Annotated in this window: 22 protein-coding genes; 4 read left to right on the plus strand and 18 right to left on the minus strand. The window is 59.8% G+C overall.

From position 1 onward, the window contains the following. The coding region (locus J2W17_RS16210) for a hypothetical protein (protein ID WP_307335887.1) at positions 1-180 on the plus strand (180 nt) is incomplete at its 5' end. Here J2W17_RS16210 and J2W17_RS16215 read toward each other — a convergent pair. From J2W17_RS16215 to J2W17_RS16265, 11 genes are all read right to left on the minus strand, one after another. After that, entirely contained in the window at positions 177-821 is a 645-nt protein-coding gene (locus tag J2W17_RS16215; protein WP_154852881.1) for a methionine ABC transporter permease, read from the minus strand. The two genes, J2W17_RS16210 and J2W17_RS16215, sit on opposite strands and share 4 nt — an antisense overlap. Continuing rightward, positions 811-1,944: a methionine ABC transporter ATP-binding protein gene (locus tag J2W17_RS16220; RefSeq protein WP_307335892.1), complete on the minus strand. Its 1,134-nt coding sequence runs from the start codon at positions 1,942-1,944 to the stop codon at positions 811-813. The genes J2W17_RS16215 and J2W17_RS16220 overlap by 11 nt, the downstream gene beginning before the upstream one ends. Positions 1,945-1,946: 2 nt before the next feature. Next, a complete protein-coding gene (locus tag J2W17_RS16225) occupies positions 1,947-2,756 on the minus strand; it encodes a MetQ/NlpA family ABC transporter substrate-binding protein (protein WP_307335895.1) in 810 nt (269 codons plus the stop codon). A 129-nt stretch (positions 2,757-2,885) separates the two neighbouring features. Beyond that, positions 2,886-4,253 (minus strand): LLM class flavin-dependent oxidoreductase, encoded by a 1,368-nt coding sequence (locus J2W17_RS16230; RefSeq protein ID WP_307335898.1) that lies wholly within the window; start codon positions 4,251-4,253, stop codon positions 2,886-2,888. Continuing rightward, complete coding sequence (locus J2W17_RS16235) at positions 4,253-5,446, minus strand: SfnB family sulfur acquisition oxidoreductase (protein WP_307335900.1); 1,194 nt, start codon at positions 5,444-5,446, stop codon at positions 4,253-4,255. Before J2W17_RS16235 ends, J2W17_RS16230 begins: the two co-directional genes overlap by 1 nt. Positions 5,447-5,483: 37 nt before the next feature. Further along, a complete protein-coding gene (locus J2W17_RS16240; RefSeq protein WP_307335903.1) occupies positions 5,484-6,725 on the minus strand; it encodes an SfnB family sulfur acquisition oxidoreductase in 1,242 nt (413 codons plus the stop codon). A 325-nt stretch (positions 6,726-7,050) separates the two neighbouring features. Then, complete coding sequence (locus J2W17_RS16245) at positions 7,051-7,815, minus strand: hypothetical protein (RefSeq protein WP_307335905.1); 765 nt, start codon at positions 7,813-7,815, stop codon at positions 7,051-7,053. Positions 7,816-8,294: 479 nt separating this feature from the next. Beyond that, positions 8,295-9,050: an L-cystine ABC transporter ATP-binding protein TcyN gene (gene tcyN, locus J2W17_RS16250; protein WP_307335908.1), complete on the minus strand. Its 756-nt coding sequence runs from the start codon at positions 9,048-9,050 to the stop codon at positions 8,295-8,297. 4 nt (positions 9,051-9,054) lie between these two features. Further along, positions 9,055-9,720 (minus strand): cystine ABC transporter permease, encoded by a 666-nt coding sequence (gene tcyL, locus J2W17_RS16255; RefSeq protein ID WP_010464804.1) that lies wholly within the window; start codon positions 9,718-9,720, stop codon positions 9,055-9,057. After that, positions 9,720-10,514 carry a cystine ABC transporter substrate-binding protein gene (gene tcyJ, locus J2W17_RS16260; RefSeq protein WP_307335911.1) on the minus strand — a complete coding sequence of 265 codons (795 nt, stop codon included), beginning with the start codon at positions 10,512-10,514 and terminating at the stop codon, positions 9,720-9,722. The genes tcyL and tcyJ overlap by 1 nt, the downstream gene beginning before the upstream one ends. A gap of 293 nt (positions 10,515-10,807) precedes the next feature. After that, positions 10,808-11,800: a D-cysteine desulfhydrase gene (locus tag J2W17_RS16265; protein WP_307335914.1), complete on the minus strand. Its 993-nt coding sequence runs from the start codon at positions 11,798-11,800 to the stop codon at positions 10,808-10,810. 311 nt (positions 11,801-12,111) lie between these two features. Between J2W17_RS16265 and epsC the strand changes: the two genes are divergently transcribed. Beyond that, entirely contained in the window at positions 12,112-13,038 is a 927-nt protein-coding gene (gene epsC, locus J2W17_RS16270; RefSeq protein WP_064675376.1) for a serine O-acetyltransferase EpsC, read from the plus strand. Between the two features lie 424 nt (positions 13,039-13,462). Continuing rightward, complete coding sequence (betT, locus tag J2W17_RS16275; RefSeq protein WP_307336694.1) at positions 13,463-15,418, plus strand: choline transporter BetT; 1,956 nt, start codon at positions 13,463-13,465, stop codon at positions 15,416-15,418. A gap of 26 nt (positions 15,419-15,444) precedes the next feature. Here the strand turns inward: betT and J2W17_RS16280 are convergent, their stop codons facing one another. Together J2W17_RS16280 and J2W17_RS16285 are read right to left on the minus strand one after the other, a co-directional pair. Further along, positions 15,445-15,705, minus strand: coding sequence for a hypothetical protein (locus J2W17_RS16280; RefSeq protein WP_307335918.1), 261 nt, complete (start codon positions 15,703-15,705; stop codon positions 15,445-15,447). A 105-nt stretch (positions 15,706-15,810) separates the two neighbouring features. After that, positions 15,811-16,551, minus strand: coding sequence for an SDR family oxidoreductase (locus J2W17_RS16285; RefSeq protein ID WP_307335921.1), 741 nt, complete (start codon positions 16,549-16,551; stop codon positions 15,811-15,813). A gap of 128 nt (positions 16,552-16,679) precedes the next feature. Here J2W17_RS16285 and J2W17_RS16290 point away from each other — a divergent pair, with 128 nt between their 5' ends. Then, positions 16,680-17,570, plus strand: a complete 891-nt coding sequence (locus J2W17_RS16290) for a LysR family transcriptional regulator (protein ID WP_307335924.1) — start codon at positions 16,680-16,682, stop codon at positions 17,568-17,570. Positions 17,571-17,754: 184 nt separating this feature from the next. Here J2W17_RS16290 and tauD read toward each other — a convergent pair whose 3' ends face one another. The 5 genes from tauD to gshA form a co-directional block, all read right to left on the minus strand. Then, positions 17,755-18,597: a taurine dioxygenase gene (tauD, locus tag J2W17_RS16295; protein ID WP_307335927.1), complete on the minus strand. Its 843-nt coding sequence runs from the start codon at positions 18,595-18,597 to the stop codon at positions 17,755-17,757. A gap of 144 nt (positions 18,598-18,741) precedes the next feature. Then, positions 18,742-19,575 carry a taurine ABC transporter permease TauC gene (gene tauC, locus J2W17_RS16300; protein WP_307335930.1) on the minus strand — a complete coding sequence of 278 codons (834 nt, stop codon included), beginning with the start codon at positions 19,573-19,575 and terminating at the stop codon, positions 18,742-18,744. Next, positions 19,572-20,366: a taurine ABC transporter ATP-binding subunit gene (gene tauB / locus J2W17_RS16305; RefSeq protein ID WP_307335933.1), complete on the minus strand. Its 795-nt coding sequence runs from the start codon at positions 20,364-20,366 to the stop codon at positions 19,572-19,574. The genes tauC and tauB overlap by 4 nt, the downstream gene beginning before the upstream one ends. A 15-nt stretch (positions 20,367-20,381) precedes the next feature. Beyond that, positions 20,382-21,359 carry a taurine ABC transporter substrate-binding protein gene (gene tauA, locus J2W17_RS16310; protein WP_307335936.1) on the minus strand — a complete coding sequence of 326 codons (978 nt, stop codon included), beginning with the start codon at positions 21,357-21,359 and terminating at the stop codon, positions 20,382-20,384. A 405-nt stretch (positions 21,360-21,764) separates the two neighbouring features. After that, the gene (gene gshA / locus J2W17_RS16315) at positions 21,765-23,348 is read right to left on the minus strand and encodes a glutamate--cysteine ligase (RefSeq protein WP_307335939.1); all 1,584 of its coding nucleotides are present in this window, start codon (positions 23,346-23,348) and stop codon (positions 21,765-21,767) included. Between the last annotated feature and the right edge of the window lie 79 nt (positions 23,349-23,427).

Raw genomic sequence — 23,427 nt, forward strand, 5'->3', positions numbered from 1 at the left:
ACCATCGCAAGCAAGCTTGCTCCCACAATGGATCGCGTCGTACGCAAATCCTGGGTTCACAACCGATCAACTGTGGGAGCGAGCCTGCTCGCGAAGGCGATATCACTGGCGCCTGATGACTTGGATCAGACTCGGCTGCAAGGAGCTACCGCAGGCTGCGATCTTTTGATCTTTGCTTAACGCTTGTTCAAACCTCGCGCCAATCTATCGCCGCCCAGTTGGATGATCGCCACCAACACCACCAGCAACACAATCACCGTCAACATGATCTGGCTGTCGAACCGCTGATAGCCATACCGATAGGCAATGTCTCCCAACCCACCGGCACCAATCGCCCCGGCCATGGCGGAGGAGTTGATCATGGTCACCAAGGTGATGGTGAACCCCCCGACAATCCCCGGCAACGCTTCAGGCAACAGCACATGCCAAACAATATGCCAACGCCGACACCCCATCGCCTGCGCCGCTTCGATCAGCCCATGGTCGACCTCGCGCAGGCTGACCTCGGCAATACGTGCAAAGAACGGCGTGGCGGCAATGGTCAGCGGCACTACGGCGGCCCAGACACCGTACGTGGTGCCGACAATCAACCGGGTAAACGGAATCAGCGCCACCATCAAAATCAAAAACGGAATCGAGCGGAACAGGTTCACGAACGCGCCCAGTGCGCGGTTCAATGCCGGCGCTTCGTAGATGCCGCCCTTGGAACTGGTCACCAGAATCACTGCCAGCGGTATACCCGCCAGCAGTGCTATCAACGACGACACGCCGACCATCAGGAAGGTGTCGATGAAACCTTGCAGCAAGCGATCAAACCACATAACCCAACACCTCCACCTGTTGTGCCCAACGGCCGGCGCGTTGACGCAACTCTTCGGCACCGAGGGACGAACCGGTTACCGCCAGCAGCAGCTGCCCGAGGGCATGGCCCTGAATCCGTTCGACGCCACCTTGCAACAAGCGCACGCGGCCACCGAGGGCGCTGAACAGTGCGGCCACGTCTGGTTCCTCGTGTGCGGCTCCGGTGAATTGCAGTCGCAGCACCACGGCGTCCTCGGCAGACGTTGGCTGCGAGCGCAACCGGCTTTGCAATTCTTCCGGCAGCGCGTGTTGCAACGGCGCGAGCAACGTCTTGCTGACCTCATGCTGCGGATTGCCGAACACCTCCCACACCGGTCCTTGCTCGACGATGCGTCCATGCTCCAGCACCACGACCCGGTCGCAGATATCGCGAATCACCGCCATCTCGTGAGTGATCAGCACAATGGTCAGACCCAGGCGCTGATTGATCTCGCGCAGCAGGCCGAGGATCGATTGCGTGGTTTCCGGGTCCAGCGCTGAAGTCGCTTCGTCGCACAGCAAAATCGCCGGGTCATGCACCAGCGCCCGGGCGATGCCGACACGCTGCTTCTGCCCGCCTGACAACTGCGCCGGATAAGCTTTGTGCTTCTCTTGCAGGCCGACCAGTTCCAGGAGCTCGCGGACTTTCTGTTCGCGCTTTTCCTTGGGCACCCCGGCCACTTTCAGCGGCAACTCGACGTTCTGCCAAACCGTCTTGGCCGACATCAGGTTGAAGTGCTGGAAGATCATGCCGATGCGTCGACGCAGGGTTACCAGGCGGTCTTCATCGAACTCGCCAATATCGATCTGGTCGATCAGCACGCGACCGGTGCTCGGTTGTTCCAGACGATTGATGGTGCGGATCAGCGACGACTTGCCGGCGCCGCTGCGGCCGATGATGCCGAACACTTCACCGCGCTGGATCGCCAGGTCGATGCCGTGCAATGCCGCCACTGGACCTTGCTGACCGTTGTAGGTTTTGCCCAGGCCGATAAAGCGCACGTGGGCGCGATTGAGGTCCGGGTGCAATTCAGTCTGGTCGACAGGCTTCGGGATAGGGCGGGCCTCTGGAGTTTCCAGTCGCCGTTGGATCGCGGCCGTCATGCTCAGCTTTCCCAGCCGGCTTGGTAGAGCTTGCCATGGGCTTTATCCAGGGCTGCGCGAACGGCGGGCGAGTGCTGATAGATGTCGACGAACTTGATCAGGCGTGGATCGGTCTTGCTGTTCGGCTGGATCACGAACTGAATCACGTATTCCTTGTGGTCGAGGCCGTCGAACAGCAGGGCAGAGCCGGCATCGAAGGTCTTCGACAGGCGGATGTAGGCCGGGTAGCCCTGGACCAGATCGGCGTCGTCATAGGCGCGTACCAGTTGCACTGCTTCGACCTGAAGGATTTTGATGTTCTTCGGGTTGGCGATGATGTCTTCTTCGGTGGCCTTGTAGCCGACACCGGGTTTAAGCGTGATCAGGCCAGCCTTGGCCAGTAGTTGCAGACCACGACCGCTGTTGATCGGGTCGTTGGCGATGGCCACGCTGGCGCCTTCGGGCAGCTCATCGAAGCTTTTGTATTTTTTCGAATAGAGGCCGACGTTGTTGATGATTCCCGGGGCGAAGGGCACCAGGTCGAAACCGGCGGCGGTCTTGGCGTTTTCCAGGAACGGGATGTGCTGGAAGTAGTTCACGTCGATGTCGCCGGCGGCGAGGCTGACGTTGGGGGCGATCCAGTCGCTGAATTCCACCAGGTCGACTTGCAGGCCTTGTTTCTTGGCTTCTTCGACGGCGGCTTCCAGGGGGATGGCGAAGGCGGCGGTGGTGCCGACTTTCAGCGGCGCGTCGGCGGCGAAGGTGATGGAGCTGAAGAGGCCCAGGGCCAGAGCCAGTGCTTTGACTGGGTGAGAGAGGTGGTTCTTTTTCATGATGGAGTTTCCAGTCAGTGCATTAATTTTTTCGGTGTCTGTTCGGGCCTCTTCGCTGGCAAGCCAGGTCCTACACTGGATCTGTGAACGCTATAGATCCCTGTAGGAGCTGGCTTGCCAGCGAAGCTTTTAGCGGCGGTACGTCGAACCGGTATGTTGCGCAGGCAGATATGCCCCTTCATGAAACAGCTTTTCGCGCAAAGAGCCCTTGTCGTAAGCCGTCTTGTACGACCCCCGACGCTGCAACTCCGGTACCACCAGCTCAATGAAATCCACATAGCTTTCCGGGGTGACAATCCGTGTCAGGTTGAAGCCATCGAGCCCGGTTTCAGCAATCCACGATTCCAGCTCATCAGCCACTTGCTCAGGCGAGCCAACCACCGTGATGTAGCGTCCGCCGAGGGCGTGTTGCTCGAGCAATTTGCGCCGGGTCCAGTCGTTGTTTTGCAGGTTCCTGGTGGCCGACTGAATCGCGTTGCTCTTCACGTACTGGATCGGCTCATCGATCTCGTATTCGGAAAAATCGATCCCGGTGGACGCCGAGAAATGCGCCACCCCGGCTTCGGCGCTGGCATGGCTCAGATACTCGGCATGCTTGGCCCAGGCTTGTTCTTCAGTGGCGCCGACAATCACATTCAGTCCCATGAACACCTTGATGTCCTCGGGGTTGCGCCCGGCCTCGACCGCACTGGCGCGAACCTTGTCCACCTGAGCCTTGGTCGACGGTTTGTTCTGGCCGCTGATGAACACGCACTCGGCATGGCGCCCGGCGAACAGCAAACCGCGATCGGAGCTGCCCGCCTGGAACAGCACCGGCGTGCGCTGCGGCGACGGCTCGCAGAGGTGATAGCCCTCGACCTGATAGAACTCGCCCTTGTGTTCGACCTTGTGCACTTTTTCCGGTTGGGCGTAGATCCGTTGTTTTGGATCGTTGAGCACCGCGCCGTTTTCCCAGCTGCCTTCCCAGAGTTTGTAGAGCACTTGCAGGTATTCGTCGGCCTGGTCGTAGCGGCGGTCGTGCTCGACCTGTTCGCTCAGGCCCATGGCCTTGGCGGCGCTGTCGAGGTAGCCGGTGACGATGTTCCAGCCGACCCGGCCGCGGCTCAGGTGATCGAGTGTCGACAGGCGTCGGGCGAACAGGTACGGCGCTTCGTAGGTCAGGTTGGCGGTCAGGCCGAAGCCAAGGTTCTTGGTGACGGCGGCCATGGCCGAGACCAGGAGCAGCGGATCGTTGACCGGTAACTGAATCGACTCTTTCAACGGCACGTCCACCGAATTCTGGTAGACGTCGTACACCCCGACGATGTCGGCGATGAACAGTCCATCGAACAGCCCGCGCTCCAGCAGTTGTGCCAGTTCGGTCCAGTATTCGATGGTTTTGTACTGGGTGGAGTTATCCCGTGGATGCGTCCACAGGCCGTGGTTGATGTGCCCGATGCAATTCATGTTGAAGGCGTTGAGCAGGATCTTTTTTTTGCTCGTTTGAGGCGTCGCCATTAGAGGGTCCCCCGCAACGGCGGGTTTTCATCGTTGAGGTAGTAGTTGCCGATGGCGTGATACTTCCAGCGCACCGGGTCGTGCAGGGTATGCACCCGAGCGTTGCGCCAGTGACGATCCAGACCGTGTTCGGCCAGCGTGGCCTGGCTGCCGGCCAATTCGAACAACGTGCTGCCGGCGGCGAGAGAGATTTCGGTGCTGATGGCCCGGGCTTCGGCGACGGCAATCGATGCGGCGGCGACGGTCTCTGCGTCAGTCTGGGCCTGGGCCTTGTCGAGCAATTCGCCGGCGCGTTCCAGCAGCGCTTCGGTGGCGTGCAGACGAATGCTCAAGTGGCCGAAACTCTTGATGGTCAGGGGGTCTTCGGTGGCTTTGTCGTTGCCCGAATCGATCCACGGGCGGGTCTTGGTGCGCACGAAGTGCAGCGCATCTTCATAGGCGGCGCGAGCGATGCCGGTGTCGATGGCGGCGTGAAGAATCTGCGCCAGCGGACCGACGGTGGTCGGACGTTCGAAAGCGCTCTGGAACGGGATCACGTCTTCAGCGGCGACATAAACGTCTTCGAAGACCACCGAACCGCTGCCGGTGGTGCGCTGGCCGAAACCGCTCCAGTCGTCGATGACCGTCAGGCCCTTACTGTTGCGAGGTACGAAGGCCAATTGCTGCACGCCGTGTTCGTCCACCACCGAGGTCGGGATGCGCTGGGCGTAGATGGCGCCGGTGGCGTAGAACTTGCGGCCGTGGATGCGATAGCCCTCGCCGTCGCGAGTGAGGCGGGTAACGCGGTCGTGGGCGGTTTTTGTGCCGAGTTCGGCCAGTGCATTGCCAAAGCGCTGACCGGCCAGCACTTCTGCGTACAGACGTCTTTTCTGCTCGGCGCTGCCATTCACGCGCAGCACTTCGAGGGCATAGAAATGGTTCTGCGGAATCTGTCCAAGCGAGCCGTCAGCCTGGGCGATCAGCGCGATCACCTTGGCCAGCGTGACATTGGAAACGCCGGCACCGCCGTACTCCTTGGGCACACTGATGCCCCACAGGCCCGAGCGGGAAAACACTTCGAGTTCCGGGTGTGGCAAACGCCGTTCGCGATCGCGCAGGGCGCTGTCGCGTTTGAAGTCCTCGGCCAGATCACTGGCGACAATCAGGGCTTGCTCGTCGCTGGTTATGACCGCGACGTGGTGAGAAAAAGTCATGTGTTTCTCCAGAGATCTGGTCAAAAGGTTCTGGTCGTCAAATCCAGGAGTGGCGTGCGGGCAGCGTGCCGTTCAAGTGGTAGGTGCCAACGGCGTGGTATTTCCAGCGAACGGGGTCGTGCAGCGTGTGCACGCGAGCATTGCGCCAGTGGCGGTCGAGGTTGAATTCGGCGAGGGTGGCGCGGCTGCCGGCCAGCTCGAAGAGTTTTTCACTGGCCAGCAACGAGATCTCGGTGGTCAGCACCTTGGCTTCGGCCACGGCTATCGAGGCACGCGCGGCGGATTCGGCAGTGAGCGGTGCGGCGTTGACCTGATCGAGCACTTGCCCGGCCTTGCGCAACAAGGCTTCGGCGGCGTGCAATTCGATCTTCAGTTTGCCGATGTCAGCGATCACGTAAAGGTCGTCGCTGGCCTTGTCGACCTTGGCATCGATCCATGGCCGGGCCCGGGTTTTCACGAACTCAATGGCGTCGTCGATGGCGCCCCGGGCGATACCGGCGTCGATGGCCGCCTGAATCAATTGCGATACTGCCCCCTGGATGTTCGGCCTGTCGTTGATCTTCCAGGTATCCACCACCAGCTCGGCGTCGACCCGCACGTTGTTGAGCAAAATCGTGCCGCTGGCAGTGGTGCGCTGCCCGAAACCGGACCAGTCATCGACGATGCGCAGACCCGGTGCGCCGCGACGGACGAAGGCCAGCACTTGCCTGCCATCGTCGTTCAGCGCCTTGACCGCGACCCAGTGGGCGAACAGGGCGCCGGTCGAATAAAACTTCTGGCCGTTGATGACGAAGCCATCGCCGTCGGCGGTGATCCGCGCTTTGAGTTCAAGGGTGTTTTTGGTGCCGCGCTCCGGTCCGGCATTCCCGATTCGCCAGCCTTCGAGCACGCTTTTGAACAGCTGCTTTTTCTGTGATTCGGTGGCGCTGCCGAGCACCAGGTTGAGTATGCCGAACTGGTTCTGCGGAATTTGCCCGAGCGCCGGGTCGGCCGCGGAAATGATCGCGAACACATCGGCCAGGGTGACGAATGAAACCTGTGGGCCACCGTACTCGCGCGCAATGGCAATGCTGCCCAGCCCGCTACGGGTGAACTGTTCGATTTCCGACCATGGCAGCTTGCGCTGGCGGTCACGTTTGGCCGCTTGAAGGCGGGCGACTTGCGCCAGCTCATGGGCGGCCTTGATGGCTTGAGCGTCGTTGCGCAAGACTTGCGCGGGCAACAACAAGGGGGCGATGTCCAGATCACTCTGAACGATTGCATCTGCCAGACTGGACATCAGTGCCGCTCCTTGGCTGCACGCAATGCCCTGGCGATCTGCACTGGGGTGATTGTGTTCCGGACCATACCTACCTCACATCTCATGAAAACGCCGCGATCAGTGCGGCGAACGAAAACAAGAATGTCCGGTGGTCCGGTTCATATACCCTAAGCGTGTATAAAAATAAAATAAACTAACTTTTAGGAATATAGATAGAAGAGGTGGCACATATCCCTGTAGGAGCGAAGCTTGCTCGCGATGGTCGTTAACGATAACGCGTGCTTACTGGCTAAACGCGGCGCTCTTGGGTCCATCGCGAGCAAGCTTCGCTCCTACAGGGATCTCAGTGTTTGCGGGCTTCGGCGGCCATGAGCAGTTCCTTCGGCCGGGCTTTCAAGTACGGATTCGCACAACCGATCTTCAACCTGCGCGGCGGTGCCCAGCGCGAATTGTTACCGACCCGATCGAGGATGCAGTACGTCACTTCCAGCCGAAGGTCTTCCCCTGCCTCGAGAATGATTGCCGGCGGCACCCAGACCTGGATCGGGCGGCCGACGTCGCAGGCCTTGAGACTGGGCAAGTCCATGCGCACGTCGCCCCAGCGCAGGGTTATTTCGTCGTCAGCGGCCATGTTCAGATAGGGCTCGATGGTCACCGGAACGCCGCGCTTGATCTGATTCGGATTGACCCCCTGACGACGAATCGTCTCGGGGAGGCTCACTGGCGCCAGGCTCTGGTTTTCGTCGCCGAACATTGCGCACGGTTGGCCACCGGGACAGTCGAGTTTGATCTGGACGCGCACGGCGGGTGACAGGGCTGCACACAGACCGACTCGCATGATCCGGTAGTGGATGCGTGAAGCACCGTTGGCAATAAAGCTTTCCGGTACCCGCAGGCTGACAGTGTTGCCGACATCGTGGGCACTGAGCACCCTGGAGGCCACGTAACAGTTGTCCCAGAACAGTTCGATCAGGTCGCCTTCATCCATGCCGGGATAGGGCGCCACGTCGACCAGCAGGTGAGCCGCCGAGGTGATGTTGATACCGTTCTTATGTGATTGCGCCAGGGAGGGCGTAGCCAGTTCGGGCTTGTTCGAGATGCTTTTCATGGGTTCTCCTTGAAGTCTTGCAACGAAGTCCATTTCTGAAATAAAAAATGCGAATTCCAAACAATAAAATCGCTTATTACCTGAATTGAACAATGATTGAGCGTGTCGACAATCTATTGCTGGAAGCTAGATAAGAGTGAACTTGTATAAGTGTCAATAGAGTGGATTAGTCAAAAACAAAATTCGGCATAATTCAGAAAGTTCCTACGTGTCGAGGTTAAGAAGCCCTATCAATCTGTCGAAGATACCTGTTGAATCTCCCTGTTTTTGGCAGATGATGCGGTGGTTGGACGTCTGTGACCAAATGTCAGGCTCAAGCGTATTGGATGTGGTCAATCTGTGAAAGGGCATATGAATGTATCGCGCACGCGCACAAAAACTTATGAATTGCGCGGAAACATTCAACTAAGTGCAGGGGGACTGATTGAAGAGAAGAGGGACTTCCATCCATGGAAGTGGACCTGTATTGCGTGGGTGTTTCAGGAGTGGGCGTTAGTCAGGAACTTGCTGAGAAACTGTTTCGTCCGTTCTTCTTTCGGGTTGGCGAACAATGCCTTGGCTTCGCCTTGCTCGACGATGACCCCTTTGTCGAAAAATACCACACGGTTGGCCACGTCCCGGGCGAAACCCATTTCGTGGGTGACGATGACCATGGTACGTCTCTCTTCGGCCAGGCTGCGGATGGTCGCCAGCACTTCGCCGACCAACTCGGGGTCGAGGGCCGAGGTGGGTTCGTCGAACAGAATCACTTCCGGCTCCATCGCCAGCGCGCGGGCAATGGCCACACGCTGTTGCTGACCACCGGAGAGGCGACGCGGATAAGCGTCTTCCTTGCCCGCCAGGCCGACCCTGGCCATCAGCTTTTTACCCAAGGCGATGGCTTCGGCCGGGGGGATTTTTTTCACGATGATCGGGCCTTCGATGACGTTTTCCAGCGCGGTTCGGTGGGGGAACAGATTGAAGTTCTGGAACACAAAGCCCACGTGCTGACGCAGGCGACGCACCAGGCTCTGCTGCTGGTTCAAAGGGCGGCTGCCATCGATCTCGATGTCACCGACCTTGATCCGGCCGCTGGTGGGCTCCTCAAGGAAATTCAGGCAACGCAGGAAGGTGGTTTTGCCCGAGCCGCTGGGCCCGATGATCGCCACCACCTCACCTTCCTTCACTTGCAGATCGATGCCGTTGAGCACCACTTGACCCTTGAACTGCTTTGTCAGTTTTTCCACGACAATCATTGGGTCAGGACTCCTGGTCGTGCCGATTGACCCGCTCTTCCAACTTGTTCTGCAGGTGCGAGAGCACCGTGGCCAGAATCCAGTAGATCAGTGCGGCGGCAAGGTACATGGTGAACACTTCGAAGGTGCGTGCTGTGATCAGTTGCGCCTGGCGGAACAGCTCCGGCACCTGGATGGTGGCGGCCAGCGCAGTGTCCTTGACCAGCGAAATGAAGCTGTTGCCCAGCGGCGGCAATGCGGTGCGCATCGCTTGCGGGATGATGGCCCGGCGCAGGGTCTGCGCACGGGTCATGCCGATGCTGGCGGCAGCTTCCCACTGACCGCGCTCGATGGAGCTGATCGCGGAACGCAGGATTTCACAGGCGTAAGCGGCCATGTTCAGCGAGAAGCCGATCAGGGCCGCCGGCAGCGGATCGAGTTCCATGCCCAATTGCGGCAAGCCGTAATAGATCACGAACAGTTGCACAAGCAACGGCGTGCCGCGAAAGAACGACACGTAGATGCGGGCGATCCAGCTCACCAGCTTGAAGCGCGACAGGCGCATCAATGCCAGGCCGAAGCCCAGCATGAGGCCGAAGAACATCCCGCCCAGGCTCAAGATGACCGTGTAGTAGGCCCCCTTGAGCAGGAAGGGCAAGGAGTCCAGTGCGAGTTGGAAAGCTTCTTCCATTATTGAGTGACGTCAGCGCTGAAGTATTTTTCCGAAAGCTTTTTCAGCGTACCGTCGGCACGCAGCTTGTCGATGGCTTTGTTCACCGCAGCCAGCAACTCAGGCTCGCCTTTGCGCAGGGCAATACCGGCTTCCTGGCGGGAGAACGCTTCGCCGGCGGCGACAGTGTCCTTGGCCTTCTTGGCGTATTCCAGTGCGGCGAGGCGGTCGATCAGAATGGCGTCGATGCGGCCGACGCGCAGATCCTGGAACTTGGTCGGATCATCGTCATAGGTCTTGATGATGGCTTTCGGTTGGTTGTCCTTGAGCCATTGTTCGTAGTTGGTGCCCAGGCCTACACCGACTTTCTTGCCGGCCAGGTCGGCGGCGGTCTTGATGGTGTCTTTGTTCTTGGTCAGGGTCAGCGCCTGAATCCCGGAAACGGTGTACGGCTCGGAGAAGTCGTACTTCTTCTTGCGCTCTTCGGAAATGGTCACCTGGTTGACCACGGCGTCCAGACGCTTGGATTCCAGGGCTGCGAGAATGCCGTCCCATTTGGTCGGTTGCAGTTTGACCTTCACGCCCAGCTCTTTGGCCAGGGCTTCGGAGAACTCGACTTCGAAGCCGGCCAGTTTTCCGTCGGCGTCGACGAAACTGAACGGTGGGTAAGTGCCTTCCAGACCCACGTTGATCACGCCGGCGTCCTTGATTTTTTGCAGCTGCTCACCGGCAACCGCTTGCCCCAAGAAGCCGGCGCTGAGTGCCAAGCCGAGCGAACCGACCAGCAGATTTCGACGTAGTGCGGAAAAATTCATGACAAGCCCCTGTGTTTTCTTATGAAGACGCTTTAGGAAAGTTGGCAAATTCGGGATTTGAACGACTGCGATATCCTGCCCTAAAGCAGTCTATGCGTCTTGTTTCAAATTCGCCTGCGGCGTGACTATATGATGAGCTTTTTAGATTGGAAAATAATAAATAATCTTCTTGTTATTATTTTTTAATATATGCAATGTTTTCTGAAAAGATCGCAGCCTGCAGCACTCCTACATGGATGGGGGTACACCTGGGAGCTGCCGAAGGCTGCGATCTTTTTGATCTTCTGTGCCGTTTAAAGAAAATCTTTATAGGCAAACAACGCCGGCGCCCCACCGGTGTGCAGGAAGATAATCGGACCCTCATCGAAACGCTGACGCCCGATTCCATCCAACAACCCGGCCATGGCCTTGCCGGTGTAGACCGGGTCGAGCAACAATCCTTCCTGACTCGCCACCAGCTTCACCGCCGCTAGCGTGCCGGCATTCGGCTCGCCATAGCGCGGGCCGAAATATTCGTCCCACAGCTCGACTTTGAAACTTGCAGGCAGGCTTACATCCAACAACTTCGCGGTCCGCTCGGCGAGGCCCTGGACCTTCGGTCGCTGATCTTCATCGCTGCGCGAAACCGTGACGCCGATTACCGGCAATTGCGGCAGTGCTTCGCTCAATGCCAGCGCCAGGCCACTGTGGGTGCCGGCGCTGCCCGAGGCCAAAACAACAGCGGCGAAGGTGATGCCGGTGTCCTTGATCTGCTCGGCCAGTTCCAGCCCGGCGCGCACATAACCCAGGGCGCCCAATGCATTCGAGCCGCCAATAGGAACCAGATACGGTTTTTTGCCGTTGCTGCGCAGTCGTGCGGCCAACGCCTCCAACTGTTCATCGGCCTTATCCAGGTTTTCTACCAACTCAACCTTGGCATCGAACAGATCCAGCAACAGCCGATTGCCATTGCCCACATAGTTTGTGTCGTCGGTGCCAAGAGGATTTTCCAGCAGTGCCACGCAGCCGAGACCAAGCCTGGCCGCCACGGCAGCGGTTTGGCGCACATGGTTGGACTGAAGCGCACCCGCGGTAATCAATGTGTCTGCGCCTTGTGCCAGGGCATCGGCCGCCAGGTACTCGAGCTTGCGCAACTTGTTGCCGCCCATGGCCAGTGGCGTCAGGTCATCGCGCTTGACGTACAGATCGCGATCCAGCCAGGCCGACAGGCGTTCGAGTTTTTCCAGGGGGGTAGGGTGGCCGAGCAGATCGAGGCGGTCAAAACGGGCGAGCTGTTGTTTGATCATGGTTTTCCGTACTGGCGCAAGAATGTAGGAGCGAGCTCGCTCGCGATGATCGCTAACGATAACGCGATAAAACTGACACCCTGCGTCGGGTTCAGGTTTTTCGCGAGCAATCGAGCGTCGACCGGCTGCTCCTACAGGGAGAGGTCTCAGGACTATAGGCAGGCCTATTTATCGGAGCAACCGCCAATCGCTTATAGCCAAAAGTGTGTGGGTCAGCACTATTGGTTCTTAATTCGTCGTCCAGACCTTGCCGTAAAGTAATCGCCGTCAGCGCGGCCAGGCAGTCCGGCCGCCCATGAGGAGTTTTTACCTTGAGCGAGCGTTCCAGCCATTGGCAATTGCAGACCATCGTCAGCCAGCTGCGTTCGGCGCGTGACGAATGGCGTGCCCAAAACGGCCGCGCCAGCGGCGAACAGGGCGGCCGCGAGTTGCCTTCCCGAGCGGCCATGGCGGAGATTCTCGAAGCCTTGTGTGGTGCGTTGTTTCCGATGCGCCTGGGGCCGGTGGACCTGCGCGAAGAGAGTGAAGACTTCTATGTCGGCCACACGCTGGACGTGGCATTGAATGCATTGCTGGCCCAGGCGCGACTGGAACTGCGTTACGCCGCGCGCCACGGTGCCCGGGGCGAGACCGAAGTCGAGGCCAGGACCATCCAGATCATTCAGGACTTTGCACTCGCCCTACCAGGCTTGCGCAGTCTGTTGGATACCGACGTGCTGGCGGCATATCACGGTGACCCGGCGGCGCGCAGCGTCGATGAAGTGCTGCTCTGCTACCCGGGTATCCTGGCGGTGATTCACCATCGCCTCGCCCATCACTTGTATCGCGCCGGGCTGCCGCTGCTGGCGCGGATAAGCGCGGAAATCGCGCACTCGGCCACCGGTATCGATATTCATCCGGGAGCGCAGATCGGTCGCAGCTTCTTCATCGATCACGGGACGGGCGTGGTGATCGGCGAGACCGCGATCATCGGCGAGCGGGTACGGATTTATCAGGCCGTGACCCTGGGCGCCAAGCGCTTCCCGGCGGATGAAGACGGTCAGTTGCAGAAGGGCCAGCCACGACATCCGATTGTCGAGGATGATGTGGTGATCTATGCCGGGGCGACCATCCTGGGCCGGATCACCATCGGCAAGGGCTCGACCATCGGCGGCAACGTCTGGCTGACCCGTAGCGTGCCGGCAGGGAGCAACCTGACTCAGGCGAATCTGCAGCATGATGACGGGACGCAGAAGTAAGACCCGACATCTTTATTGTCATGACGCCGCCTTCGCTGGCAAGCCAGCTCCCACAGGGGGTATTTGTGTTCACGGAATTTGTGTACGACACATAACCTGTAGGAGCTGGCTTGCCAGCGAATGGCCTCAAGCCGAATCGAGATAACGGCATTTGGCTGATTTCCTGGTGAACGAATCCCCCAAACCCCGCGTCATACCCATCCTTAAGCTAGCGTTCAAGCAGCATCGCCAAGCCCTGCGATTAGTCCTTAGCACGCTATTTATGTTTAACTTGAACGCTCATTCAAGTTAAACCGCCGGTTTGCTGCCCGCTCACAACAGGATGCTTGCCTTTGCCGAGTCCGTTTCTGATTGCCCTGCTTCACCCCCGCGAGGTGCATCTTTCATGAGTGCATCGTCCCTTCCTCCAAGCGGCCAGGTCCGCATGAATCCGCCGGTGTTCTACTTTGCGGCGAGTTTCATTCTGTTGTTCGGCGGCGTCGTGATCGCCATGCCCGAACAAGCCGGTGCCTGGTTGCTGGCAGCGCAAAACTGGGCGGCCAATACGGTCGGCTGGTACTACATGCTCGCGATGACGCTGTATCTGGTCTTCGTGGTGGTCACCGCCTTGTCCGGCTACGGCAAGATCAAGCTCGGTGCCGACCACGACGAACCCGAATTCAGCTACCTGTCCTGGGCCGGCATGTTGTTCGCCGCCGGGATCAGCATCACCTTGTTTTTCTTTTGTGTGTCGGAACCGCTGACCCACCTGGCGCAACCGCCTCAAGGTGAGGCGGGCACGGCGGACGCGGCACGTCAGGCGATGCAGATTCTGTTTCTGCACTGGGGCCTGCACGGCTGGGGTGTGTTCGCCTTTGTCGGCATGGCCCTGGCTTACTTCGCCTATCGTCACAACCTTCCGCTGGCCCTGCGTTCGGCGCTCTATCCGCTGATCGGCAAGCGCATCAACGGCCCGATCGGTTACGCGGTGGACGGCTTTGGCATCATCGCCACGGTATTCGGCCTCGGTGCCGACATGGGCTTTGGCGTGTTGCACCTCAACTCGGGGCTGGACTACCTGTTCGGCATCGCTCATACCCAGTGGATTCAGGTCGGCCTGATCACGCTGATGATGGGCGCCGCCATCCTGGTGGCCGTGTCCGGCGTCGATAAAGGTGTGCGGGTGATGTCCGACATCAACATGCTGCTGGCCTGTGCCCTGCTGCTGTTCGTGTTGTTCGCCGGGCCCACCCAGCACTTGCTCAACACCCTGATCCAGAACGTCGGCGACTACCTCGGCGCCTTGCCGATGAAGAGTTTCGACCTCTACGCCTACGACAAACCCAGTGACTGGCTGGGTGGCTGGACGGTGTTCTACTGGGCCTGGTGGATTGCATGGTCGCCGTTCGTGGGCCTGTTTATCGCGCGGATTTCCCGTGGCCGGACCATCCGTGAGTTCGTTTTCGGCGTGCTGCTGATTCCGCTGGGCTTCACCCTGGCCTGGATGTCGATCTTCGGCAACAGCGCCATCGATCAAGTACTCAATCACGGCATGAGCGCCTTGGGCATGTCGGCGATCGACAATCCATCGATGACCCTGTACCTGCTGCTGGAAACCTACCCGTGGAGCAAAACCGTGATCGCGGTCACGGTGTTCATCAGCTTCGTGTTCTTCGTCACCTCGGCCGACTCCGGCACCGTGGTGCTGTCGACGTTGTCCGCCAAGGGCGGCAATCCGGATGAAGACGGGCCGAAATGGTTACGGGTGTTCTGGGGCGCCATGACCGCACTGGTAACCAGTGCGCTGCTGTTCTCCGGCAGCATCGATGCACTGAAGTCAGCGGTGGTGCTGACCTCCTTGCCGTTCTCGTTGATTTTGCTGTTGATGATGTGGGGGCTGCACAAGGCGTTCTATCTGGAATCGCAGAAGCAGATCGCGCAACTGCATTCCCTGGCACCAGTCTCCGGCTCGCGCCGTGGCGGTTGGCGTCAGCGCTTGAGTCAGGCGGTCCATTTCCCGTCGCGGGATGAGGTCTACCGTTTCCTCGACACGACGGTGCGTCCGGCGATTGAAGAAGTGACTGCAGTATTTGCCGAGAAGGGATTGCACGTGGTCGCGCAGCCCGATCCGGCCAATGACAGCGTCAGCCTGGAAATCGGCCATGGCGAGCAGCATCCGTTTATCTATCAGGTGCAGATGCGTGGCTACTTCACGCCGTCCTTCGCCCGTGGCGGCATGGGTTCCAAGGAGCTCAATAACCGTCGTTACTACCGGGCTGAAGTGCATTTGAGCGAGGGCAGTCAGGACTACGATCTGGTGGGTTACACCAAGGAGCAGGTCATCAACGACATCCTCGACCAGTACGAGCGGCACATGCAGTTTTTGCATTTGGTGCGTTGAACCCATCGGCGGCGGGGTTGGAGTGTTCAGGTTTCGGTGCTCAGCACCATGAACAACACCAGCGCCGCCACCGGCACGCCAAACACAATGCTGCCTACCACCATTTCTGTCGTGACGGACTGGCCGGCGGTGACCACGCCGACGACGCCGTTGATCATCGTCAGCGCCAGCCATAGCACGATGAAGCTGTAGGTCAGCGTCTGGCGGCTGAAGCCGATTTTTTCGCCGATGAACAGCATCAGCGCCAGCAGGACAAGGCCGAAGAAGATGATGATGGTGGTGTGCATGGTGGGTTTTCTCCCTGCGGATGTTTGGTGCTTTTGAGGCGGTCTTCGCTGGCTTGTCGGATTGCCGTACCGCAGCGAAGGCGTCGAGCCTGCCTACACAGCAGCTTAAACCAACCCACCATTGACCCGCAGAATTTGCCCGTTGACCCACCCCGAGCCGGGACCCGCCAGGAAGGACACAACGCGGGCGATGTCTTCCGGCTGTCCCAACCGTTCCAGCGGGGCCATCCTGGCGAAATTCTGGATCTGCTCTTCGCTCTTGCCGTGCAGGAACAGCTCGGTGGCCACCGGTCCCGGGGCCACGGCATTGACGGTAATGTTGCGCCCGCGCATCTCCTTGGCGAACACCTGGGTCAGGGACTCCACCGCCGCTTTGCTGGCGATGTACACCGCGTAACCCGGCAGGTTCAGGCCGACGGTGCTACTGGAGAAATTGACGATCCTGCCGCCGCTGTTCAGCCGGTTGGCGGCTTCACGCAGGGTGTTGAATGTGCCGCGAGCGTGGATGTTGAAGTTCTGGTCGAACAGCTCGTCCGTGTGTTGCGCCAACGGCATCACTTTGAGGATGCCTGCGTTGTTCACCAGCACGTCGACCTTGCCCAGTTGCGTTTCGGTTTCGTCGAACATCCGCCGCACATCGTCGGCGTTGGCTACGTCAGCCTTGATCGCTATAGCCTGATGGCCGGCCTGACGCAGTTCAACGACCAGCTTCGAGGCTTCAGTGGCGCTGCTGGCGAAGTTGATGGCAACGGCGAAGCCGTCGCTGGCGAGTTGTCTGGCGATGACCGCGCCGATGCCGCGGGAGGCGCCGGTCACGATGGCAACTTTCGAAGTTTGAGTAGTCATGGCGATGAATCCTTTAAAGGTGTTTGCTGGGGTGAAGCCAGATTCACATGTTTACTCCGGCCGATAAATGCATGAGAGTTGCCTTGACTGTTCAATAATCGCCAACAATCAACGGCCCGGAGTGCAACGTGGATCAAGTCAAAGCGATGAAGGTTTTCGTACGGATCTACGAGCGCAGCAGCTTCACCCTGGCTGCTGATGATCTGAACCTGCCACGGGCAACGCTGACCCACACGTTGAATCAGTTCGAGGCCTGGCTCGGTACGCGATTACTCGAGCGCAGCACTCGTAAGGTGCGCCCGACGCTCGATGGCGAGGCTTACTACCAGCGTTGCGTGCAGTTGCTGGCGGAACTGGAGGAAGCCGAACTGGCATTTCGCAGCGTGGCTCCGAAGGGTCGATTGCGCGTGGATTTGCACGGCACGTTGGCCAAGCATTTTGTGATTCCGGCGTTGCCGCAGTTCATGGCACGTTATCCGGACATCGAATTGTCCATCAGCGAGGCAGACCGTTTTGTCGACCTGATCGCCGAGGGTGTCGATTGTGTGTTGCGTGCAGGCACCCTCGGCGACTCCGCGCTGATCGGCAAACGCGTCGCCAACCTGCGACAGATCACCTGCGCAAGCCCCGCCTATCTGCGTAAGTACGGCGAACCGAGAAACCTCGAAGACCTGAAAAACCACCGCGCGGTGAACTACGTTTCGCGCACCACTGCCAAGTTGTTTCCGTTCGAATTCATGGTCGATGGCGAGTTGAAAGAAGTCGCCATCGATGGCGCGATCTCGGTGTTCGGCGCGGAGATTTATGCCGCTTGCGCCATTGCCGGACTGGGCTTGATCCAGTGTCCGCATTACCGGATGGAGACCCTGATTTCACAGGGCATGGTGCAGGAAATCCTGATCGATACGCCGCCACCGCCGATGCCGGTTTCAGTGTTGTACCCACACAACCGACACATGTCGCCACGGGTTCGGGTGTTTGTGGACTGGGTGGGGGAGGTGTTTGCTCAAATTGCGTAAAGATAAAAAGATTGGAGCCTTCGGCAGCGCCTTCACCAACAGATATACGCCGAGCATTGTAGGAGCCGGCTTGCTGGCGAAAGGGCTTCAGGCCATACGGTGCTCCAGGGGACGCCTTCGTTACGGTGCGGCGATCCGACTTGCCCGCGATGGGGCCATCAAATTCAGTAAAGAGACTGGATATTCACCTGAAAAACGGCACATCCCCCAACACCGTAGCCCGCTGCATCACCCGCCGCGCCGGCCGGTAATCATCGACCGCATAGTGCTGCGTCACGCGGTTATCCCAGAACGCCACGTCATCCTTCTGCCAGCGCCAGCGAATGGTGAATTCCGGCCGGGTCGAATGGGCGAACAAAAATTTCAGGATCGTCTCGCTTTCGGTCTCCGACAGTTCGTTGATCTTCGACGTGAAACCTTCATTGACGAACAACGACCGCCGCCCGCTCACCGGGTGCGTACGAATCACCGGGTGTGACAGCGGCGGATTTTTCCTGCGCGTTTCTTCCCATTGGGCCAGCGCTTCGGGCGTGTTGCCATAACGCTCCAGCGGGAACGAGCGGGTGAAGTCGTGGGTGGCGGTCAGTCCTTCGAGCAAGCTTTTCAGCGGCGCAGACAGTGCTTCATAGGCCGCAATGCCGCTGGCCCACAGCGTGTCGCCACCAAACTCCGGCAGCAACTTGGCGCTGAGTACCGCGCCCATGGCCGGGGTCGGCAGGAAGGTCACGTCGGTGTGCCAGATCGCGTTGTCACGCACATCGGTGACGGCGGTATCGAGGATCAGCACTTCCGGCTGCTCCGGTACATTGGGGTAGATCGGGTGTATGTGCAGGTCGCCGAAACAGGCAGCGAAACGCGCTTGCTGTTGCGGCTCGATCGGCTGGTCGCGGAAAAACAGCACCTGATGTTTGAGCAGCGCCTGCTCGATGGCGTCGCGCTGTTGCAGGTTCAGCGGCTGGCTGATGTCGACGCCGCTGATTTGCGCGCCGAGGGCCGAGCTTAAAGGGACGATTGTCAGGCTGCTCATGGTATTTCTCTTCGAGTTCGGGGGGCGAGTTTTTGTGGGAGCGAGCCTGCTCGCGATAGCGGAGTTTCAGGCGACATGGCTGTGGCTGATACACCGCTATCGCGAGCAGGCTCGCTCCCACAGGGTTTTTCATTTGATGATTTTTCAGTGAGCCTGGCCATGCCATGGCACCAGCTTGCGTTGCAGGGTGCGCAGGCCCATTTCCATGGCGAAGGCGATCAGGGCGATGACCAGAATTCCCAGCACCACCACATCGGTGACCAGGAACTGCGCAGCCGACTGCACCATGAAGCCCAGGCCGCTGGTGGCGGCGATCAACTCAGCGGCGACCAGGGTCGACCAACCCACGCCAAGACCAATGCGCACACCGGTCAGGATGTCCGGCAACGCGCTCGGCAGAATCACATGGCGAATCAACTGTGCCCGGGTCGCGCCCAGCGACTGCGCGGCGCGCAATCTGGCCGGATCGACGGTGCGCACGCCGGTCGCGGTAGCGATAGCGATCGGGGCGAAAATCGCCAGGTAGATCAGCAGCACCTTCGACAACTCGCCGATGCCGCACCAGATCACGATCAGCGGCAGGTAGGCCAATGGCGGGATAGGGCGGTAGAACTCGATCAGCGGATCGAGAATGCCGCGGGCGACGCGATTGTGGCCGATGGCGATACCGACCGGGACCGCGGTCAATATCGCGAAGCCAAGCCCCAGACCGATCCGGCCGAGGCTGGCGCCCAAGTGCTGCCACAAGGTCGAATCCATGTAGCCGGTGGTTACCAGCAGCCAGCCTTTTTGCAGCACGGCGGACGGTGACGGCAGGAACAACGGCTCGATCATTCCGGTGGCGGTGACAGCCCACCAGATGACAATGAGCGCGACCAGTGTCAGCACACTGATCCAGCGCGTGCTCAAACTGCGACGGACCGGCGTCACCGTAGCGCCCGGTTTCACCGCCGCAGCGGGAATTTCATAACTGCTCATGCGCGCTCCTGCCGCGTGACGGCGCTGCGTTGGGAGAACACTTTGGCGAGCACGTGTTCGCGGGTTTCGATAAAGCGCGGGTCGGACTTGATTGCCCGTGCCGATTCACCGGCGGCATACCGCTGACCGAAATCCAGGCTCAGGCGCTCGACGATTTGCCCGGGATTCGGCGCCAGCAGAATCAGATCCGTGGCGAGAAATACCGCCTCCTCAATATCATGGGTAATCAGGAACACCGGTTTGGCGGTGCGCTGCCAGACTTGCAGCAGCAACTCCTGCATCTGTTCGCGGGTGAACGCATCCAGGGCGCCGAAGGGTTCGTCCATCAGCAGCACGCGAGGATCGGCAGCGAGCGCGCGGGCCAGGCCGACACGTTGCTTCTGGCCGCCCGAGAGCTGCCAGATGCGGCGGTTCTCGAACCCGGAAAGATCCACCAGCGCGAGCATTTCCCGGGCGCGGATTTCGCGTTTGTCCCGGGTTACACCGGCCAGTTCCAGGCCGAATCCGACGTTGGCCAGCACGTCCTGCCAAGGCAGCAGGGCATCGTCCTGGAACACTACGCCACGTTCGGCGCTCGGGCCTTTGACCGGCACGCCGTCAAGGGTGATGCGTCCGGCGCTGGGGTCGACGAAACCGGCAATCAGGTTCAACAGCGAAGTCTTGCCACTGCCGGACGGGCCGAGGGCGACCAGCAATTGCCGGGGCCCGAGGCTCAAGGATATATCCGCCAGCACAGGGTCGGGGCTGCCGGGGTACTGTGCGCTGATGCGCTCCAGCTGAAGCAAGGCCATCGCGGTCAACTCCGATCAATTGGTGATGAATTTGGCACTGACGTAGGGGGCGTAGTCCGGCAGCACGGCTTCGACCTTGCCTTGTTCCTTGAGGAAGGTGGCTGTGTCGGTGATGGCCTTGGTGGTCGGCGCGCCGAGGCTGATCACCTGATCGGCCGCCAGCGGGTAGACGTTGCCTTGCAGCAGCAATGGAATGTCGCCGGCCTTGGCGCCAGACAGTTTTACAAGCTTGTCGACGTTGCTTTGATTGGCGAGCCAGGCTTTCGGGTCTTTGCGGTAATCGGCGTAGGCATCGAGCGTCACTTTGGCGAATGCGGTGACGATTTCCGGGTGCTTCTCGGCGAAGTCCTTGCGCACGATCCAGGCATCGAACGTCGGCGCACCGAACTTGGCCAGTTCGCCAGAGGTGATCAGTACTTTGCCGTTTTCCTTGGCCACACCGAGCGCGGGGTCCCACACGTAAGTGGCGTCGATGTCACCGCGTTTCCATGCAGCGATGATCGCGGGCGGTGCGAGATTGAGCACGGTGACTTTCGACGGGTCGATGTTCCAGTGCTTCAGGGCGGCGAGCAGGCTGTAATGGCCGGTGGATACGAACGGCACGGCGATTTTCTTGCCGACCAGATCCTGCGGGGTCTTGATCCCGGAACCGTCGCGGGCGACCAGAGCTTCGGCGGCACCGATCTGGGTGGCGATGAGGAAGGTTTCCACCGGTACTTTACGGGTAATTGCGGCGGTGAGGGGGCTGGAGCCGAGGTAGCCGATCTGTACGTCGCCGGAAGCGATGGCGGCGATAATGTCGGCCCCGTTGTCGAATTTGCGCCAGTCGATTTTGGCGTTGGTGGCTTTCTCATAGGCGCCATCGGCCTGGGCGACTTTGGCCGGGTCGACGGTGGTCTGGTACGCGACGGTGACCTCGGCGGCCTGGGCAAAGAAACTCACCGCAGCCAGGGATGCGGCCGCCAGGAGGCGAAGGGGGAAATTCAGTTTCATCGAGAAGCTCCTTGTCAGGCGACCGGGTGTCGGCGTGAAAGGAGACTAAATGATCTAAGAACTCGAAAATAAATAACTTTTTAGAATGAGCTTATGAGCGGAAAATTCTAAGGGAGATCGCCGCCCGGCCTTCACTGCAGGAGCGAGCCTGGTCGCGAAAAAACCCGACAACGCCGCGGGGTATCAGGTTTGCAGCGTTATCGTTGACGATCTTCGCTGGCAAGCCAGCTCCTACAGGGGGGTGTGTTGGGCCCGTGATTTTTGCGGGAACCCCGATCTGTAGGAGCCGGCTTGCTGGCGAAGGGCCCTTGAGGCATGCGGCGGTGCCAAGCGCCCCGTCGCTACCCGGTGCGGCGATCCGACAAGCCAGCACCTACAGTGAAAGCTCCGCAGTGCCTTCAGAGGTTAGTTGCTAATGGCCAGAATGCTCGCCTGATACGACCCGACAAACACATCGAAATCGCCGACTTCGTTCTGCTCCAGCTCCACCTGCTGCGCCAGCGACGAACGCGCCCGCTCTTCGAACTTCGCCTGCTCCTCAGTGCTCAGCGGCTCGCTGCGGAAAAACTCCGCATGCACCTGGCTCTGACGCAAGGAAAACTGAGCAAAACTTTCCTTGTGCTCAGCCATCGCCGCCAGCACCTGGGCCGATGGCGTCAGGGACGGATCCCGGACCTTGGCCAGTTGCGCATCCAATGCCTTGCTGTGGGACTCGCCGCCGTGGCTCTGGTCCAGCAGCGCGGCCAGCGGCGCAATGTTCTCCAGCAGTTCGCTGGCCCACTCTTTCATGTCCACCGACTGACCATCGCGTTGCAGTTGCAGGCCCGGACGGCGACCCTCCTTGACCACGCTGAGGAAGTTCGAGGTCGCATTACCGCATGAGGTACTGGCCAGCAACGGGCTGTCGTTCAGCGCGCAATACAGCAGGAATGCGTCGAGGAACTGCGACTCCGGCAGGTCGATGCCCATTGGCAGGAATGGGTTGATGTCCAGGCAGCGCACTTCGACATACTGGATGCCACGGGCCACCAGCGCCTGGATCGGCCGTTCGCCGGTGTAGGTCACGCGTTTGGGGCGGATGTTGGAGTAATACTCGTTCTCGATCTGCAGGATATTGGTGTTGAGCTGGACCCACTCGCCATCCTTGTGCGTGCCGATCTCGACATAGGGCGCATAGGGTGTGGCCACCGCTTTGCGCAGGCTGTCGGTGTAGCTGGCCAGATCGTTGTAGCAGGGCGTCAGACCCGCCTGGGCGTTGCTTTGGTAGCCCAGGTCGCTCATGCGCAAGCTGGTGGCATACGGCAGGTACAGGGTGTCCGGGTCCAGTTGTTCCAGTTGATGCGAACGGCCGCGCAGGAAGCCGGCGTCCAGCGCTGGCGAAGCGCCGAACAGGTACATCAGCAACCAGCTATAGCGACGGAAATTACGAATCAGCGCGATATAGGCCGACGACTGATAGTCGCGGTCGGTGCCGACGAAGCCCTCAGAGGCCTTGAGCAGCGGCCAGAGCTTCTCCGGCAGGGAAAAGTTGTAATGGATCCCGGCAATGCACTGCATGGTCTTGCCGTAGCGCAGGGCCAGGCCCTTGCGGTAGACGTACTTGAGCTGGCCGATGTTGGAGGTGCCGTAATAGGCGATCGGGATATCTTCCTCGGCCGGCAGCGGGCACGGCATCGATGGGCTCCACAGGTACTCGTTGCCGAGCTTGCTGTAGGCAAAACGGTGAATCCTGTCCAGGCTCGCCAGGGTGTCTGCCGGATCGGGCAGGGCGGGGGTGATGAACTCCAGCAGCGACTCGGAATAGTCGGTGGTGATTTGTTCGTTGGTCAGCGCGGAACCCAATTCTTCCGGGTGCGGCGTTTGCGCCAGGCGACCTTCGCCGGTCACGCGCAGGCATTCACGTTCGATGCCGTGAAGACACTGCTCGAGCAGAGAGAGGTTAGCGCGCTCGCCGAGCAGAGCCAGGCGGCGGTTGAGAAGTTCGCTCAAGTTGGATTCCTTCACGCGTCAGTCGCCCCAATATGGGGGTGGGCAAGACGGTCTACAAGGGTGAAGTTAAAACTGGCGT

It is taken from the genome of Pseudomonas lini (assembly GCF_030812475.1).
Taxonomy (GTDB): domain Bacteria; phylum Pseudomonadota; class Gammaproteobacteria; order Pseudomonadales; family Pseudomonadaceae; genus Aquipseudomonas; species Aquipseudomonas lini_A.

Coding starts and splice junctions, on each gene's coding strand:
- J2W17_RS16215 (WP_154852881.1), bottom strand. CDS start 821: ATGTGGTTTGATCGCTTGCTGCAAGGTTTCATCGACACCTTCCTGATG.
- J2W17_RS16220 (WP_307335892.1), bottom strand. CDS start 1,944: ATGACGGCCGCGATCCAACGGCGACTGGAAACTCCAGAGGCCCGCCCT.
- J2W17_RS16225 (WP_307335895.1), bottom strand. CDS start 2,756: ATGAAAAAGAACCACCTCTCTCACCCAGTCAAAGCACTGGCTCTGGCC.
- J2W17_RS16230 (WP_307335898.1), bottom strand. CDS start 4,253: ATGGCGACGCCTCAAACGAGCAAAAAAAAGATCCTGCTCAACGCCTTC.
- J2W17_RS16235 (WP_307335900.1), bottom strand. CDS start 5,446: ATGACTTTTTCTCACCACGTCGCGGTCATAACCAGCGACGAGCAAGCC.
- J2W17_RS16240 (WP_307335903.1), bottom strand. CDS start 6,725: ATGTCCAGTCTGGCAGATGCAATCGTTCAGAGTGATCTGGACATCGCC.
- J2W17_RS16245 (WP_307335905.1), bottom strand. CDS start 7,815: ATGAAAAGCATCTCGAACAAGCCCGAACTGGCTACGCCCTCCCTGGCG.
- tcyN (WP_307335908.1), bottom strand. CDS start 9,050: ATGATTGTCGTGGAAAAACTGACAAAGCAGTTCAAGGGTCAAGTGGTG.
- tcyL (WP_010464804.1), bottom strand. CDS start 9,720: ATGGAAGAAGCTTTCCAACTCGCACTGGACTCCTTGCCCTTCCTGCTC.
- tcyJ (WP_307335911.1), bottom strand. CDS start 10,514: ATGAATTTTTCCGCACTACGTCGAAATCTGCTGGTCGGTTCGCTCGGC.
- J2W17_RS16265 (WP_307335914.1), bottom strand. CDS start 11,800: ATGATCAAACAACAGCTCGCCCGTTTTGACCGCCTCGATCTGCTCGGC.
- betT (WP_307336694.1), top strand. CDS start 13,463: ATGAATCCGCCGGTGTTCTACTTTGCGGCGAGTTTCATTCTGTTGTTC.
- J2W17_RS16280 (WP_307335918.1), bottom strand. CDS start 15,705: ATGCACACCACCATCATCATCTTCTTCGGCCTTGTCCTGCTGGCGCTG.
- J2W17_RS16285 (WP_307335921.1), bottom strand. CDS start 16,551: ATGACTACTCAAACTTCGAAAGTTGCCATCGTGACCGGCGCCTCCCGC.
- tauD (WP_307335927.1), bottom strand. CDS start 18,597: ATGAGCAGCCTGACAATCGTCCCTTTAAGCTCGGCCCTCGGCGCGCAA.
- tauC (WP_307335930.1), bottom strand. CDS start 19,575: ATGAGCAGTTATGAAATTCCCGCTGCGGCGGTGAAACCGGGCGCTACG.
- tauB (WP_307335933.1), bottom strand. CDS start 20,366: ATGGCCTTGCTTCAGCTGGAGCGCATCAGCGCACAGTACCCCGGCAGC.
- tauA (WP_307335936.1), bottom strand. CDS start 21,359: ATGAAACTGAATTTCCCCCTTCGCCTCCTGGCGGCCGCATCCCTGGCT.